Source organism: Streptomyces sp. NPDC059874, from assembly GCF_042731135.1.
Classification (GTDB): Bacteria; Actinomycetota; Actinomycetes; order Streptomycetales; family Streptomycetaceae; genus Streptomyces.
Genome location: NZ_JBHWJY010000055.1, coordinates 42,006 through 57,139, shown reverse-complemented (window position 1 = coordinate 57,139; position 15,134 = coordinate 42,006). Strand labels below are relative to the sequence as shown.

At 73.0% G+C, this 15,134-nt stretch carries 12 protein-coding genes, 1 pseudogene and 1 riboswitch; of the genes and pseudogenes, 10 read left to right on the top strand and 3 right to left on the bottom strand.

Going from position 1 to position 15,134, the window contains the following annotated elements; all coding sequences use genetic code 11:
- The first annotated feature begins 168 nt into the window (after positions 1 to 168).
- From shc to ACFV9H_RS27560, 4 genes are read left to right on the top strand one after another with little or no spacing between them, the layout of a single operon-like run.
- Positions 169 to 2,637, top strand: coding sequence for a squalene--hopene cyclase (gene shc, locus ACFV9H_RS27575; protein WP_385403169.1), 2,469 nt, complete (start codon positions 169 to 171; stop codon positions 2,635 to 2,637).
- Positions 2,637 to 3,308 carry a 1-hydroxy-2-methyl-2-butenyl 4-diphosphate reductase gene (locus ACFV9H_RS27570; protein WP_385403167.1) on the top strand — a complete coding sequence of 224 codons (672 nt, stop codon included), beginning with the start codon at positions 2,637 to 2,639 and terminating at the stop codon, positions 3,306 to 3,308. Before shc ends, ACFV9H_RS27570 begins: the two co-directional genes overlap by 1 nt.
- Before the next feature lie 5 nt (positions 3,309 to 3,313).
- Positions 3,314 to 4,345, top strand: coding sequence for an adenosyl-hopene transferase HpnH (gene hpnH, locus ACFV9H_RS27565; protein WP_385403164.1), 1,032 nt, complete (start codon positions 3,314 to 3,316; stop codon positions 4,343 to 4,345).
- Entirely contained in the window at positions 4,342 to 5,745 is a 1,404-nt protein-coding gene (locus ACFV9H_RS27560) for an aspartate aminotransferase family protein (RefSeq protein ID WP_385403162.1), read from the top strand. The genes hpnH and ACFV9H_RS27560 overlap by 4 nt, the downstream gene beginning before the upstream one ends.
- A gap of 48 nt (positions 5,746 to 5,793) precedes the next feature.
- On the opposite strand, the gene ACFV9H_RS27555 is transcribed toward ACFV9H_RS27560, so the two are convergent.
- Positions 5,794 to 6,585 carry a tyrosine-protein phosphatase gene (locus tag ACFV9H_RS27555; RefSeq protein ID WP_385403160.1) on the bottom strand — a complete coding sequence of 264 codons (792 nt, stop codon included), beginning with the start codon at positions 6,583 to 6,585 and terminating at the stop codon, positions 5,794 to 5,796.
- Positions 6,586 to 6,887: 302 nt separating this feature from the next.
- A riboswitch (cyclic di-AMP (ydaO/yuaA leader) is annotated at positions 6,888 to 7,093 on the top strand.
- Positions 7,094 to 7,097: 4 nt separating this feature from the next.
- Here ACFV9H_RS27555 and ACFV9H_RS27550 point away from each other — a divergent pair.
- The 3 genes from ACFV9H_RS27550 (at position 7,098) to ACFV9H_RS27540 (ending at position 10,390) form a co-directional block, all read left to right on the top strand.
- Positions 7,098 to 8,069, top strand: a complete 972-nt coding sequence (locus tag ACFV9H_RS27550) for a peptidoglycan DD-metalloendopeptidase family protein (RefSeq protein ID WP_385403158.1) — start codon at positions 7,098 to 7,100, stop codon at positions 8,067 to 8,069.
- A 163-nt stretch (positions 8,070 to 8,232) separates the two neighbouring features.
- Positions 8,233 to 9,018, top strand: a complete 786-nt coding sequence (locus tag ACFV9H_RS27545; protein ID WP_385403156.1) for an SGNH/GDSL hydrolase family protein — start codon at positions 8,233 to 8,235, stop codon at positions 9,016 to 9,018.
- A 145-nt stretch (positions 9,019 to 9,163) separates the two neighbouring features.
- Positions 9,164 to 10,390, top strand: a complete 1,227-nt coding sequence (locus tag ACFV9H_RS27540) for an MBL fold metallo-hydrolase (protein WP_385403155.1) — start codon at positions 9,164 to 9,166, stop codon at positions 10,388 to 10,390.
- Positions 10,391 to 10,425: 35 nt separating this feature from the next.
- Here ACFV9H_RS27540 and ACFV9H_RS27535 read toward each other — a convergent pair whose 3' ends face one another.
- Together ACFV9H_RS27535 and ACFV9H_RS27530 are read right to left on the bottom strand one after the other, a co-directional pair.
- Entirely contained in the window at positions 10,426 to 10,839 is a 414-nt protein-coding gene (locus tag ACFV9H_RS27535; RefSeq protein WP_385403152.1) for a hypothetical protein, read from the bottom strand.
- Positions 10,812 to 11,678, bottom strand: coding sequence for an MFS transporter (locus ACFV9H_RS27530; RefSeq protein WP_385403150.1), 867 nt, complete (start codon positions 11,676 to 11,678; stop codon positions 10,812 to 10,814). Before ACFV9H_RS27530 ends, ACFV9H_RS27535 begins: the two co-directional genes overlap by 28 nt.
- A 494-nt stretch (positions 11,679 to 12,172) precedes the next feature.
- On the opposite strand from ACFV9H_RS27530, the gene ACFV9H_RS27525 reads away from it, so the two are divergent.
- From ACFV9H_RS27525 to ACFV9H_RS27515, 3 genes and pseudogenes are all read left to right on the top strand, one after another.
- On the top strand, positions 12,173 to 14,218 hold the full coding sequence (locus tag ACFV9H_RS27525; RefSeq protein WP_385403147.1) for an ATP-binding protein: 2,046 nt from the start codon (positions 12,173 to 12,175) through the stop codon (positions 14,216 to 14,218).
- 44 nt (positions 14,219 to 14,262) lie between these two features.
- Entirely contained in the window at positions 14,263 to 14,697 is a 435-nt protein-coding gene (locus ACFV9H_RS27520; RefSeq protein WP_385403177.1) for a roadblock/LC7 domain-containing protein, read from the top strand.
- Positions 14,694 to 15,038: pseudogene (locus ACFV9H_RS27515) on the top strand (DUF742 domain-containing protein); the annotation flags it as partial. The gene ACFV9H_RS27520 and the pseudogene ACFV9H_RS27515, both read left to right, overlap by 4 nt.
- Between the last annotated feature and the right edge of the window lie 96 nt (positions 15,039 to 15,134).

The window sequence follows — 15,134 nt, the reverse complement described above, 5'->3', positions numbered from 1 at the left end:
GGGGGGGGCGCGCCCCCGGTGGGGGCCCCGCGCTCTTTAGTGGTCGGGCCCCTCGGGGCCCCCCCCCCCCCCCAGCTTTTTTCCCCCGGCCGCGGCCCGCCCCCGGCCCCGGGCCCCCCGACGGCAGACCCCAGCACAGCAGAGGACCGACTGCACGAAGGGGAAGCCATGACAGCGACGACCGACGACAGCGCGGACAGCGCTGGCGCTGGCAGCGACACCACTCCGGGCCTCCCGGCGGGCCCCCCGGGCGGCCCGGCCAGGCCCGGCGGGAGCGGCCCACGGGCCGAGTACGGCCTGCCGGGCCGGCCCGGTCCGGGCGGCAGCCACGGCCCCGAGGGCGGCGCGGCGACGGCGGACACGCTCGCGCCGCGCCCAGGGCTGAGCCCCGGGGGGCCCGGACCTGTCCGGGAGGCCGGCCCACACACCGAGTACGCCCTGCCGGGCGGATCCTGTGCCGAGGGCCGTACCCGTCCGGCCGCCGAACCGGGGCCTGCGGCCCCGCAGTCCCCTCCCGGGCCGGGGACCGCCGAGCCCGCGCCGGGCGGCGACCGCGGCCCCGAGGCCGGTGCGGCGCCCGCGGACCCGCTCGCGCCGCGTACGGGCCTGCGCCCCGCGAAGCCCGGATCCGTCCGGGAGGACGCCCCGTGGGCCGTGCGGGACCCCGGCGCGGGGCGGGCCACCGAGCGGCCCGGCCCGGCCACCGGGGAGGGGGCCGAGGCGCTGGACGGGAGCATGCGCGCAGCGCGCACGGCCGCCGCGCGGGCGACCCGGCACCTGCTGGAGCGGCAGGACCCCGCGGGGTGGTGGAAGGGCGACCTGGAGACCAACGTCACCATGGACGCCGAGGACCTGCTGCTGCGGCAGTTCCTCGGGATCCGCGGCGAGGCCACCACGCGCGCCGCCGCCCTCTTCATCCGCGGCGAGCAGCGCGAAGACGGCACCTGGGCCACCTTCCACGGCGGGCCGCCCGAACTCTCCGCCACCGTCGAGGCGTACGTCGCCCTGCGCCTCGCGGGGGACGCCCCCGACGCCCCGCACATGACCCGTGCCTCCGCCTGGATCCGGGCCCACGGCGGGATCGCCGCCACCCGCGTCTTCACCCGCATCTGGCTCGCCCTCTTCGGCTGGTGGAGCTGGGACCACCTGCCCGAACTCCCGCCCGAGCTGGTGTTCCTGCCGTCCTGGGTGCCGCTGAACATCTACGACTTCGGCTGCTGGGCCCGCCAGACCATCGTCCCGCTCACCGTGGTCTCCGCGATGCGCCCCGTCCGCCCGGCCCCCTTCGCGCTGGACGAACTGCACACCGACGCCCGCGCGCCGTACCCGGTCAAGCGGCTCGCCCCCGCCACGACCTGGGACGGCGCCTTCCAGCGGATGGACAAGGCCCTGCACGTCTACCGGCGGTTCGCCCCCCGCCGGCTGCGCAAGGCGGCCATGACCACCGCCGGCCGCTGGATCGTCGAACGCCAGGAGAACGACGGCTGCTGGGGCGGCATCCAGCCCCCCGCCGTGTACTCGGTCATCGCCCTGCACCTGCTCGGCTACGACCTCGGACACCCGGTGATGCGCGCCGGACTGGAATCCCTCGACCGCTTCGCGGTGTGGCGCGAGGACGGCGCCCGGATGATCGAGGCCTGCCAGTCCCCGGTCTGGGACACCTGCCTCGCCGCCATCGCGCTGGCCGACGCCGGCCTGCGCCCCGACCACCCGGCGCTGGTGAAGGCCGCCGACTGGATGCTCGGCGAGGAGATCGTCCGCAGCGGCGACTGGGCGGTGCGCCGGCCCGGACTCGCCCCAGGCGGCTGGGCGTTCGAGTTCCACAACGACACCTACCCCGACATCGACGACACCGCCGAGGTCGTCCTCGCGCTGCGCCGGATCAAGCACCCGGACCCGGCCCGGGTCGAGGCCGCCATCGCCCGCGGCGTCTCCTGGAACCTCGGCATGCAATCCGAGAACGGCGCGTGGGCCGCCTTCGACGCCGACAACACCAGCCCGTTCCCTAACAAGCTGCCCTTCTGTGACTTCGGCGAGGTCATCGACCCGCCCTCCGCCGACGTCACCGCGCACGTCGTGGAAATGCTCGCCTTCGAGGGCAAGGCGGGCGACGCCCGAACCCGGCGCGGCATCGCCTGGCTGCTCGCCGAACAGGAACCGGAAGGCGGCTGGTTCGGCCGCTGGGGCACCAACTACGTGTACGGCACCGGGTCGGTGGTCCCGGCCCTCACGGCCGCCGGCATCGCCCCTTCGCATCCCGCCATCCGGCGGGCCGTGCGCTGGCTGGAATCCGTACAGAACGAGGACGGCGGGTGGGGCGAGGACCAGCGGTCCTACCAGGACCCCTCCTGGGCCGGGAAGGGCGCCTCCACCGCCTCGCAGACCGCGTGGGCGCTGATGGCCCTGCTGTCGGCCGGCGAGCGCGACGGCAAGGCCGTGGAGCAGGGCGTCGAGTACCTCGTACGGACCCAGCGGGAGGACGGCTCCTGGGACGAGCCGTACTTCACCGGCACCGGCTTCCCCTGGGACTTCTCCATCAACTACCACCTGTACCGGCAGGTCTTCCCGCTCACCGCGCTCGGCCGCTACCTCCACGGAGAACCGTCGCACGGCGTCCCCCCGGGCGGGGCGTCCTGATGACCGCCGCCAGAGGGGACCGGGCCGAGAACCCGGACCCGCTGCTGGTCGCCTGCGCGCTGCGCATCGAGCAGGCCGCGCTGCGCAGCGCGGGCCGCGGCGCGCCGCAGACGTACGAGCTCCTGCGCACCGGCATGGGCCCGCGCGCCGCCGAGCGGGCCGTCGGCCGGGCCCTGGAGAGACCCGGGATGGAGCGGGCGGCCGTCCTGGCGACCGGGTTCTGCGCCGGGCTGGTCCCCGGCATGCACCCGGGCGACCTGGTCGTCGCCGAGGAGACCCGGGACCCGCAGGGGGCCGTCACCTGCACCGGTACCGCCCTGCTCGCCGAGGCACTGGCCCGGGCCGCACCCGGCCGGACCGTGCACACCGGCGCACTGACCGGATCAGACCACGTCGTCCGCGGCCAGGAGCGCGCGCAGCTGCGCGCCACCGGCGCCATCGCGGTCGACATGGAGTCGGCGTCCACCCTGTGGACCGCGACCCGCGGCGACCGCTCTCCATCAGGAGGAGGGCGTCCGGTTGCGGCCGTCCGGGTGATCGTGGACGCTCCGGAGCATGAGCTCGTCCGTATCGGCACGGTTCGCGGTGGAATATCGGCCTTCCGTGTTCTCCGTGCCGTGCTGCCCGCGTTCTATGACTGGCACCGTTCTTTGCTGCTCCCCAGGAGGTGAGCCAGATGGCAATGCCACTGCGACAGTCCATCAGGGTCGGGACCTATCTTCTCGAACAGAAGCTCCGCAAGCGTGAGAAGTTCCCGCTGATCGTCGAGCTGGAACCGCTCTACGCCTGCAACCTGGCCTGTGAGGGCTGTGGGAAGATCCAGCACCCGGCAGGGGTGCTCAAGCAGCGCATGCCGGTCGCCCAGGCGGTCGGCGCCGTGCTGGAGTCCGGGGCGCCCATGGTGTCCATCGCGGGCGGCGAGCCCTTGATGCACCCGCAGATCCACGAGATCGTCCGACAGTTGGTGGCGAAGCGGAAGTACGTCTTCCTCTGCACGAACGCGATGCTGCTGCGCAAGAAGATCGAGAAGTTCACCCCGTCCCCGTATTTCGCCTTCGCCGTGCACATCGACGGCCTGCGCGAACGCCACGACGAATCAGTGGCCAAGGAAGGGGTCTTCGACGAGGCCGTCGCCGCCATCAAGGAAGCGAAGAGGCGCGGTTTCCGGGTCACCACCAACTCCACCTTCTTCAACACCGACACCCCGCAGACGGTCATCGAGGTACTCAACTACCTCAATGACGACCTGAAGGTGGACGAGATGATGATCTCGCCCGCCTACGCCTACGAAAAGGCCCCCGATCAGGAACACTTCCTGGGAGTGGAACAGACCCGCGAACTCTTCAGGAAGGCCTTTGCGGGCGGCAACCGCAGCCGCTGGCGGCTCAACCACTCCCCGCTCTTCCTGGACTTCCTGGAAGGAAAGGCTGATTTCCCCTGCACGGCCTGGGCCATTCCGAATTACTCCCTCTTCGGCTGGCAGCGCCCCTGCTATCTGATGAGCGACGGCTACGTGCCCACGTACCGCGAACTGATCAACGACACGGACTGGAGCAAGTACGGACGCGGCAAGGACCCGCGCTGCGCCAACTGCATGGCGCACTGCGGCTACGAGCCCACCGCCGTCCTCGCCACCATGGGGTCCCTCAAGGAATCCATCCGGGCGGCCCGTGAGACGGTGACCGGCAACCGGGACAAGTCGGCATGACGGCACAGGCACGAGGGGGGAAGGGCTTCGACCTCGGCGCCCTGCTGGCGGCGCGCGGGGCGGAGCGCTACGAGCTGCACGCCAGGCACCTCAACCACCAACTTCCCCGCATGCTGCACACCATCGGCTTCGACAAGGTCTACGAGCGGGCCGAGGGTGCCCACTTCTGGGACGCCGAGGGCAACGACTACCTCGACATGCTGGCCGGCTTCGGGGTGATGGGCCTGGGCCGGCACCACCCCGTCGTCCGACGGGCCCTGCACGACGTCCTCGACGCCCAGCTCGCCGACCTGACCCGCTTCGACTGCCAGCCGCTGCCGGGACTGCTGGCCGAGAAGCTGCTCTCCTACAGCCCGCACCTGGACCGGGTCTTCTTCGGCAACAGCGGCACCGAGGCGGTGGAGACGGCCCTGAAGTTCGCCCGGTACGCCACCGGGCGGACGAGGGTCCTGTATTGCGACCACGCCTTCCACGGGCTGACCACGGGCTCGCTCTCGGTCAACGGGGAGAGCGGCTTCCGCGACGGCTTCGCGCCGCTGCTCCCCGACACCGGGATCGCGCTGGGGGACCTGGCCGCCCTGGAACGGGAACTCCGCAAGGGTGACGTGGCCGCCTTCGTCGTCGAACCGATCCAGGGCAAGGGGGTCCTCGCCGCCCCGCCCGGCTTCCTGCTCGCCGCCCAGGAACTGCTGCACCGGCACAAGGCCCTGCTGATCGCGGACGAGGTACAGACCGGGCTGGGGCGTACCGGCGACTTCTACGCGTACCAGCACGAGGCGGGCGTGGAGCCGGACCTGGTGTGCGTGGCCAAGGCGCTGTCGGGCGGCTACGTGCCGGTCGGGGCGACCCTGGGCAAGGACTGGATCTTCAAGAAGGTCTACTCCTCGATGGACCGGGTGCTCGTGCACTCCGCGAGCTTCGGCTCCAACGCGCAGGCGATGGCCGCCGGGCTGGCCGTGCTCTCGGTCATGGAGGACGAGGAGGTCGTGGCCAACGCCCGCGCGATGGGCGACCTGCTGCGCGGGCGGCTGGCCGCGCTCGTGGACGAGTACGAACTGCTCCACGAGGTCCGGGGGCGCGGGCTGATGATCGGCATCGAGTTCGGCCGACCGTCCTCCCTGGGGCTGCGCAGCCGCTGGACGATGCTCCAAGCGGCCCGCAAGGGGCTCTTCGCGCAGATGGTCGTGGTGCCGCTGCTGCAGAAGCACCGGATCCTCACTCAGGTCTCCGGGGACCATCTGGAGGTGATCAAGCTGATCCCGCCGCTGATCGTGGACGAGCGGGACGTCGACCGGTTCGTCGGCGCCTTCCGCGAGGTCATGGACGAGGCGCACGGCGGGTCCGGGCTGATGTGGGACTTCGGCAGGACGCTGGTGAAGCAGGCGGTCGGCAACCGCTGACCGGTGGGGAGGGGAGCGCGCCCGCCGCGCTCCCCTGCGGCCGGGCCGTCAGTCGAGCAGCCGCTCGCGGAGCCGGTCCAGGGTTTCCGTGGTGAGCCCGAGCCCCCGCGACAGGTAGCGGTCCACATCGCCCCAGGTCTCGTCGATGGTCTCGAAGGCCGCGACGATGTACTCGGCGCGGGCGTCGAAGAGCGGGGCGAGCAGTTCCATCACCTCGGGGGAGCGGGCCTCTGCGGAATCGTCACTGCGGCGGACCCGGTAGCGGCGGTGCGGAGCGTTCGACTCCAGATAGTCCGCGACGATCGCCTCGCGCTCGACGCGCAGCGCGAGCAGGGTGACGGCGACCGACAGGCCCGCCCGGTCCTTGCCGGCCGCGCAGTGCATGAGGGCCGGGACGCTGTCCTCGGCGAGGGCGTGCAGGACCCGGCTGTGCTCGGCGGTGCGGTTCTTGATGATCCCGCGGTACGAGTTCGCCATCCGGGCCGCGGCCTTCCCGTCGCCCAGGATCGAGCGGAGCTGGTCGAGGTCGCCGTCGCGGACCATCTTCCAGAACTCGCGGCCGTCGGCCGGATCCGAGAGCGGGATGTTGACGTTCCGCACGCCGGGCAGTTCCACGTCCGGGCCCTCCAGCGCGTGGTCGGCGCCGTTGCGGAAGTCGAAGACGGTGTGGAGGCCCAGCGAACCGAGGAATTCTGTATCGGTTTCAGTGGCATGTGCGAGATGTCCGCTTCGGAACAGTCGTCCCGTACTGACCCTTCGTCCGTCAGAAGTCGGCAATCCGCCCACATCGCGGAAATTGCGCACTCCGGACAACTCCGGCTCCTGTATCTGCTGGGTCAAAGGAACTCCTCCGCTTCGTCGTGGTCGTCGCGCCCGCCGGATGGGGCGCTTGTCCGAATTACACTACTTGGCTACAACTTGCCATAAGCGGAGGCGAGATCGGGCACGTCCCCGTGAGCCAGATCATACGGTGACCGTGAGTGCCTGATCACGAAAGCCGAATGCCCGCGTCGCAGCGGTTGTTGGCGGCCGGGAATGGACGGAGGGTGACCGGAATTCAGTCCGTTTCCCGTCCCTGTGAATCCGTCAGGAAATTCGTGGCTTGTTACCCGTGGCTGTTTGGGATTACGTTCGCGACCGATCCGGGTGGATCGCCGAATCCTGCCGCCGCCCGGAAACCGCACCCGACCATTCACGCGCGGCAGGAGCGGGGGAACCAGGTAAGCCGCTGTCCCGGAACTTGAGTCCGGGACGGCTCGGGGTGAAGCCATACATGTTCCGTTCATGTGCGGCCGGACATCTCCAGTCCGAACCCGACAGCTCACCTCGCAGGCGCCGGAGAGGAATTCGCCATGCCTGCAAAGGGTAAGCACCGCCGCCCCAAGTCCCTCTCGATATCGCGCGGTTTCGCCGTCGCCGGCACCGGTGGTGCGGCCCTCGCGCTGCCGCTGATGGGCGCCGCCGGTGCCCACGCGGCCGGTGCCCCGGCCGCCGCGACGACCGCCGTGACCGCCGCCCCCGCCGTGGCCCCCGTGGTGGCTCCGCAGGTCCCGGTCTCGCTCCAGGGTGCGGCCGCCGCGCCGACCGTCTACACGGTCGTGCCGGGCGACTACCTCTCGAAGATCGCCGCCGAGCGCGATCTGCCCGGTGGCTGGCAGCAGCTCTACGCCGACAACCGCGAGGCCGTCGGCAGCAACCCGTCGCTGATCCACCCGGGCCTGAAGCTGAACCTCGCCGGCGCGGGCGAGGCGGCTCCCGCCGAAGCCGCCCCCGCCCCGAAGGTCGCCCAGAAGGCCGCTCCCAAGGCGGCTCCCAAGGCGGCTCCGAAGACGGCTCCGAAGCCGGCCAAGAAGGCCGCTCCGGCGCAGCAGGAGTCCGCGGCCGAGGCCCCCGCCGCCGCGGCCAAGCAGTCGGCCTCCGGCTTCGTGGCCCCCCTCGCCAGCACCGGCGTCTCCACCCAGTACAAGGTCGCGGGCAGCATGTGGTCCTCCGGCTACCACACCGGTGTCGACTTCATCGCGAGCTCCGGCACCACGGTCAGGGCCGTCGGCGCCGGCACCGTCGTCTCCGCCGGCTGGAGCGGCGCGTACGGCAACGAGGTCGTCATCCAGCACGCGGACGGCACCTACTCGCAGTACGCCCACCTCTCCTCGCTGTCCGTCTCGTCCGGCCAGAGCGTCACCGGCGGCCAGACCATCGGCCTCTCCGGCTCCACCGGCAACTCGACCGGCCCGCACCTGCACTTCGAGATCCGCACGGGCCCGTCCTACGGCTCCGACATCGACCCGCTGAGCTACCTCCGCTCGAAGGGCGTGAGCATCTGACGGCAGCCGCCGTCGGAGCGCAGACACACGTGAGGCCGGGGCCCGAGGGGGGTCCCGGCCTCGCGTGTACGTATTCCTTATCCCTCGGGTGGTAAAGATCACGGCCCGTCAACCCCTCATTACGTTGGCGTAGGTTGGTTACGGGAGTGAAGGATGTTGTCCCGTGGCAGCGACGACGACCAAACTCAAGACCATCGGCTCGTACGCGGCGATCGGGGACAGCTTCACCGAGGGTGTGGGGGACCCGGGACCCGGGGACACCTTCCTCGGCTGGGCGGACCGGCTCGCCGTGCTCCTGGCCGACGAGTACACGGCAGGCGAATTCCGATACGCGAACCTGGCCGTGCGCGGCAAACTCCTCGACCAGATCGTGGCCGAGCAGGTCCCGAGGGCCAAGGCGCTCGCGCCGGACCTCGTGACCTTCTGCGCGGGCGGCAACGACATCATCCGCCCCGGCACCGACCCGGACGACGTGGCGGAGCGGTTCGAGGCGGCCGTCGCCGACCTCACCGGAGCCGTCGGCCGGGTGGTGATCACCACCGGCTTCGACACCCGGGGCGTACCCGTCCTCAAGCACCTGCGGGGCAAGGTGGCGACGTACAGCGTGCACGTCCGCGCCATCGCCGACCGCTTCGACTGCCCGGTGCTCGACCTCTGGTCGCTCAAGTCCGTACAGGACCGCAGGGCGTGGGACACCGACCGGCTGCACCTGTCGCCCGAGGGACACACCCGGGTCGCGCTGCGCGCCGCGCAGGTGCTCGGACTGGACGTGCCGGCCGATCCCGACCAGCCGTGGCCGCCGGAGCGGCCGCGCGGCTCGGTCGACGTGACCCGGGACAACATCCAGTGGGCGCGCGAGCACCTGGCGCCCTGGATCGGCCGCCGGCTGCGCGGGGAGTCCTCCGGGGACCACGTCGAGGCGAAGCGGCCGGACCTGCTGCCGCTGTAGGGGAAGCGGAGGAAACGCGGCGGGGTGCGGCGGGGGCGCGGGGCGGGACGACACGCGTGGGGGAAGCGGAATCCTTCGGGGCCGGTGTGCGTTGGGATGGTCGTAGACCGACGAACGTCCTGACCGCACCGTCCCTGGAGGCGCCTTGACCGGCTCCCGTCCCTTGCGTCCGCGGCTGCGTGCCCTGCGGCCCGAAGCCTTCGGCGCGGACCCCTCAGGCGCCCGGCTGGAGCGGATCCGCCGCTCGCCGAACTTCGCCGACGGCGTCTTCCAGAACCCGGTCGGGGCCCGGAACCGGCCCTCCGGCTCGATGGCGGAATTCGCCAAGATCTACTTCCACCGGGAGCAGCGCATCCGGCGGGCTCCCGCCGCGCCCATCCCGGTCTACCCGACCACGCTCGCGGAGCTGGCGAAGCCGCCGGCGAGCGGTCTGCGCCTGACCTGGATGGGTCACTCCAGCGTGCTCGCGGAGATCGACGGGCGCCGGGTGCTGTTCGATCCGGTGTGGGGCGAGCGGTGCTCGCCCTTTCCGTTCGCCGGGCCCAAGCGGCTGCACCCCGTGCCGGTCCCGCTGGCTTCGCTCGGCACGGTCGACGTGGTGGTCATCTCGCACGACCACTACGACCACCTCGACCTGCCGACGATCAAGGCGCTGGCCGGTACGGACACGGTCTTCGCCGTGCCGCTGGGCGTCGGCGCGCACCTGGAGCGCTGGGGCGTCCCGGCCGACCGGCTGCGCGAACTGGACTGGAACGAGACCACCAAGATCGCCGGCCTTTCGCTGACGGCCACCCCCGCCCGCCACTTCTGCGGCCGCGGCCTGCGCAACCAGCAGCACACCTTGTGGGCCTCCTGGGTCGTCACGGGCGACGAGCACCGGATCTACCACAGCGGGGACACCGGCTACTTCCCCGGCTTCAAGGAGATCGGCGCCGAGCACGGCCCCTTCGACGCCACGATGATCCAGATCGGCGCCTACTCGGAGTACTGGCCGGACATCCACATGACGCCGGAGGAGGGCATGCGCGCCCACCTCGACCTTCAGGGCGGCGTCCCGCACGGCGTGATGCTGCCGATCCACTGGGGCACCTTCAACCTGGCCCTGCACCCCTGGGACGAGCCCGGTGAGGGCACCGTCGCCGCCGCCGCGGCGGCGGGGGCCGCCGTGGCCCTGCCCATCCCGGGCGAGCCCTTCGAACCGGGTGCGGCCGGGGCCCCCGACCAGGCGTGGTGGCGTCCCTTCGTGACGGGCGGGCCGGCACCCGTGCTGTCCGTGGGAGCCACCCCGGCCGCCGCGAAGGCCCCGGCCGCAGCCGCCGCCCCGGCGCCCGCCCCGGCCGGGCGGGGGGAGCCGGAGGCCGTGGGTTCGTAGGGGCCGATGACCGGTGACGGGTGACGGGTGACGGGTCAGGAGACCGGAGTCTTCTGCCCGGCCCCGGCCCCGGCCCCGGCTTGCGAAGGTGTCCGCGGGGCGCTCTGGAGGCGTTGCGCCCAGCCGACGGCCGCGGGCGTGGCCAGGCCGGCCAGGGCGAAGAGGGCACCCACGACGTACCACCCGGGGCGGCCCCAGGTGATGCACAGCGAGATGAGAAGGGCCGGCCCGACGGCCTCGGCCAGCCCGGCACCCAGGCCGAAGACGCCGAGGTACTGGCCGGTGGCGTGCTCCGGGGCGAGGGCGAAGGACACCTCGAAGCCCCCGGCGGAGTGCCACAGCTCGCCCACCGTGTGGATGACCACCGCCGTGACCAGCAGCGTCGCGGCGGCCCACGCCGGAACCCCCGCGGACAGCGAGATCAGTGAGCAGGAGACGAGGAAGGCCACGCCCGACCTGCGGTAGGCGCGGGCCCCGCCACCGGGGAATCGATGTCCCTGCCGGCTCGTACCTGAAGCGCGATCACGATGAGGGTGTTCGCGAGCATGGTGCCCGAGATGAGCCAGGGCGGGGCGGTGGTGGCCGCGACGATCCAGAGCGGGATCGCCACCGTGAGCACCTTGAACTGGATGGCCATGATGCCGTCGAGGGCGGTGATCACCAGGTACGGGCGGTCCCGGAGCGCGATCCAGCGGGGGCCGTGGACGGCGGGGGCGGGGCTGACCGGGGGAAGGAAGACGATGACGGCGGCGGAGGCGGCGAAGAAGACCGCGTTGCCGACGACCATGACCTGGTAGGCGGACTGGCTGCCCACCTGGACGGTCCAGCCCGCCAGCAGGGCCCCGAGGGAGATGCCGATGTTGGAGACCGCCCGGAGGTAGCCCCGGAACTCCTGGGGCCGGTCACCTCCGTAGTGCCTGATGAGCGGACTGCGTGCGGCCAGTCCGGCCGCCTTCGCCCCGGTGGCCGTGGACACGGCGAGGGCGAACGGCCAGAAGCTGTCCGCCAGGAGGAAGCCCGCCGTCGCCAGTGCCTGGACGACGAGCGTGGTGACGTACACGCCGCGCGCCCCGTACCGGTCCGCGAGATGGCCGACGCCGATGCCCACGGCCAGTGAGACGAATCCGGCGATGGCGAGCCCGAGCCCGACCTGGCCCACCGGCAGGTGGACCGACTGCGTGAAGTACAGCACCCCGGCGGTCAGGAAGAGGCCGCTGCCGACGGTGTAGACGAAGTTCGAGGCGGCGAGGATGCGTTGGGGTCGGGTGTCCGGAATCAGCTGGGGCATGAGGGGGCTCCGCGTTCTGGGCAGTCCGTAACGGTCGATGAGGCTTGTTGCACATTACTTGCAATAGCGGGTGCATGGCGATGGTTCGGCCCGACGGGTCGGGACCACTTCGAGACCGCACGGGAAATCTGCCAGTCGCGAGGGTCGAACCGGAGTGGCCGAAGGCGTCCTGTGGGGGAGCGGCCGGAAGTGGACAGCGGCGCATGGGGTGTTCGGCGTGACGTGTGGCGTGTGCTCTCCGGCTCCGGGTCCCCCGCTCCGCAGGTGGCACGCCCCGCCGGACCTGCGGGCGCACTCCTCCCGAGCCGCGGGCGTACGCGCTCCCGGCGCATTCGGGCTGTCGTGCGAGCGCTCCACCAGGAGCGGGAAGCACCCCCGCGAAGTTCCCCAACTGGCCGTCCGGGGCGGGACGGTGCGGTCTAGCGTGGGTATCCGGTGATCAACACCGGGCCCCGGGAACGCTGGGGGCCGGGCCCCACGTACCGAGGACGCAGATGTCCGGACTCCGCGCAGCCCGCCACTCCCCGTCGAGACACGCCGCCACCGGTCCAGGCCGGCAGATACGGCCCCAGCTGATCCGCGCCGCCGTGCTGCCCACGCTCGCCGCCGGGTTCAGCGGGGCCGCCGCGGTGATCTTCACCCTGCAGCTCGGCGGGGGAGCGGGGGACAGGGACGCCCGGCTGTGGCCGGTGCTCACCGGCTGCGCACTGCTGGTGGTCGGCGCGCTCGCCGCGGCCCTGCTCGGGGCCCAGCGCGCGGGCAAGGCCGTCCGGGACCGGTGCGAGGCGCTGCGCCGCTCCAGCGTGCGCGGCCGCCAGGAGCTGCGCGCCGTCGCCGACCGGCTGGAGCGGGGCGAGACCCCGCCGCGTCCGGTCCGCGGCGGCGGCCCGACGGGGCCGGGGCTCGGCGCGGACCCTGCGGGGATCGACGAGTTCTGGCTGCTCTCGCAGGAGTTGCGCGGCGCTCGCGAGCAGGCGCACACGGCGCTCGTACGGCTGGCCGGACCGGTGGCGCCGTCGGACAGCGAACGGAAGGTGGAGGTCTTCGTCAACCTCGCGCGCCGGCTGCAGTCCCTCGTGCACCGCGAGATCTCGCTGCTGGACGACCTGGAGGACACGGTCGAGGACCCGGACCTGCTCAGGGATCTCTTCCATGTCGACCACCTCGCCACCCGCATCCGCCGCCACGCCGAGAACCTCGCCGTGCTCGGGGGCGCCGCGAGCCGCCGCCAGTGGACGCGGCCGATCGACCTGAGCGAGGTGTTGCGCTCCTCCGTCGCGGAGGTCGAGCAGTACACCCGGGTCAAGGTGGTGCCCCCGGCGGGCGGCAGCGTGCGCGGGCACGCCGTCGCGGACGTGGTGCACCTGCTGGCCGAACTGGTCGAGAACGCCACGGTGTTCTCAGCCCCCGACACCGATGTGGTGGTGCGCGCCGAACGGGTCACCGCCGGGATCGCGGTCGAGGTGGAGGACCGGGGGCTGGGCATGCCGGCCGAGGAACAGCACCGGATGAACGCCCTGCTCGGCGACCCCGATCAGATCAGCGTCCGGCACCTGCTCGCCGACGGTCGCATCGGCCTGTACGTGGTCTCGGCGCTGGCCCGCCGGCACGGGATCGCCGTCGAGCTGAAGTCGAACATCTACGGCGGAGTGCTCGCGGTGCTCGTGCTGCCGCAGGAGCTGCTGGGCGCCGCCGCCGCAACCGGCCCGGAAACGGCGCCGCCGCCCCGCCTGGAGCCGGTACGCGTGCCCGCGCCGACCCCTGCCTGGGCCCCCACGAACCCGACCCCCTACCCGGCGCCTCGCCCCACTCCGGCGTCCGAACCCGACGACGCGTCCTGTCCCGAGTACGGTCCCGACGCACGACCCGCACCAGAGCCCGGGCCGACACCCGACCTCGCGCCCCGCCCCGCGTACGGGGCCGGAGCCGCACCGGCGCCGGGCTCCGCACCAGAGCCCGGGCGGACACCCGGCGCTGCGGTTCGGCCCGCGTATAGGGCCGGAGCCGCGCCGGCGCCGGGCTCCGCACCGGGGCCCGGGCCGACACCCGGTGCTGCGGTTCGCCCGGTGTCCGGGGCCGATTCCGTAGCCGAGGCCGGGTCCGGCTCCCGCCTCCGCCCCGCGGGCGCAGCCCTGCCCTCGCCCCGTACCGAGGCATCGCTCGACCCGGAGCCGCCGCCGCTCGTGCCCCGGGCGGGGGCCGCCGGAGCAGCCGCTCCGGTAACGCCCCCCGTCGGGACCGCGCCCCCACCGTTGCCGGTGCGCCGCGCCGGAGCCGCGACCTCGGCCGCTCCGGTCGCATCCACGGGCACGGCCCCCGGCGGAGGCCGGCCCGGGCTCTCGGCCGAGCCCGCCGCAGGCGAGCGGCGGCGGCCCGAGTTGCCGCGGCGGCGGGCGCAGCAGCACCTCGCGCCCCAGCTGCGCGAAGCACCCGCGCCCCGACGGGCGGCCGACGACGCCGAGCAGCCCGTGCACGACCCCGGCCTGATGGCCGCCTTCCAGCGGGGCTTCGGCCTCGCGCAGTCGGAGAACCAGGCATGACCCCGACGATTCCGACCCCGAACCCCAGCAAGGAGCGCACCCCCATGGGCGGCGAAGTGGCGACCAAGACCGGCAGCCGGCTGTCGGACCTCGACTGGCTGCTCAGTGGCCTGGTGCAGCGCGTGCCGTACACGCGCAGCGCCGTACTGCTCACCGCCGACGGGCTCGTGACCTGCGTACACGGCCTGGACCCGGACAGCGCCGACCACATGGCGGCCCTCGCGTCCGGGCTGTACTCGCTCGGCCGCAGCGCCGGTTCCCGCTTCGGGGACGGCGCGGAGGTACGGCAGGTCGTGGTCGAGCTCGACACCGCGCTCGTCTTCGTCTCCGCGGCCGGTTCCGGCACCTGCCTGGCCGTGCTCGCCGACCGTGAGGCCGACGCGGGCGTACTCGGCTACGAGATGGCGATGCTGGTCAAGAGCGTGCGACCGTACCTCGCGGCCCCGCCGCGGCGGCCCGCCGCCGACCCGGAGCGATGAGGGCCCGCGCGAGGGGGGCCTACGCGAAGGGATCGACGTACCGGGACACACCCTGGCTCGACGACTCGGCGGGCCGGGTGATGCGCCCGTACACCGCCAGCGGCGGCCGCACCCGGCCGGGCGTCGCGCTCGACCTGCTGTCCCTGGTGACCGCGACCGGGGTGCGGCCGCGCGTCCCCCTCGGGGCCGAGCACACCCTCGCGCTGCGGATCTGCGCCGGCGCCGCCGCGGTCACGGTCGCCGAGGTGGCCGGGCAGCTGCGGCTGCCGGCGGTGGTGGTGAAGGTGCTGCTGGCCGACTTGATGGAACACGGCGCCGTCGTGGCCCAAGCACCCCGGTTCCCCGTCCCGGTCCCCGTCTCCGGCCCCGGGCCCGGATCCGGCCCCGGATCCGGCCCCGGATCCGGCCCACTCCCCTTCCCCGGCATCGGCGGCGAC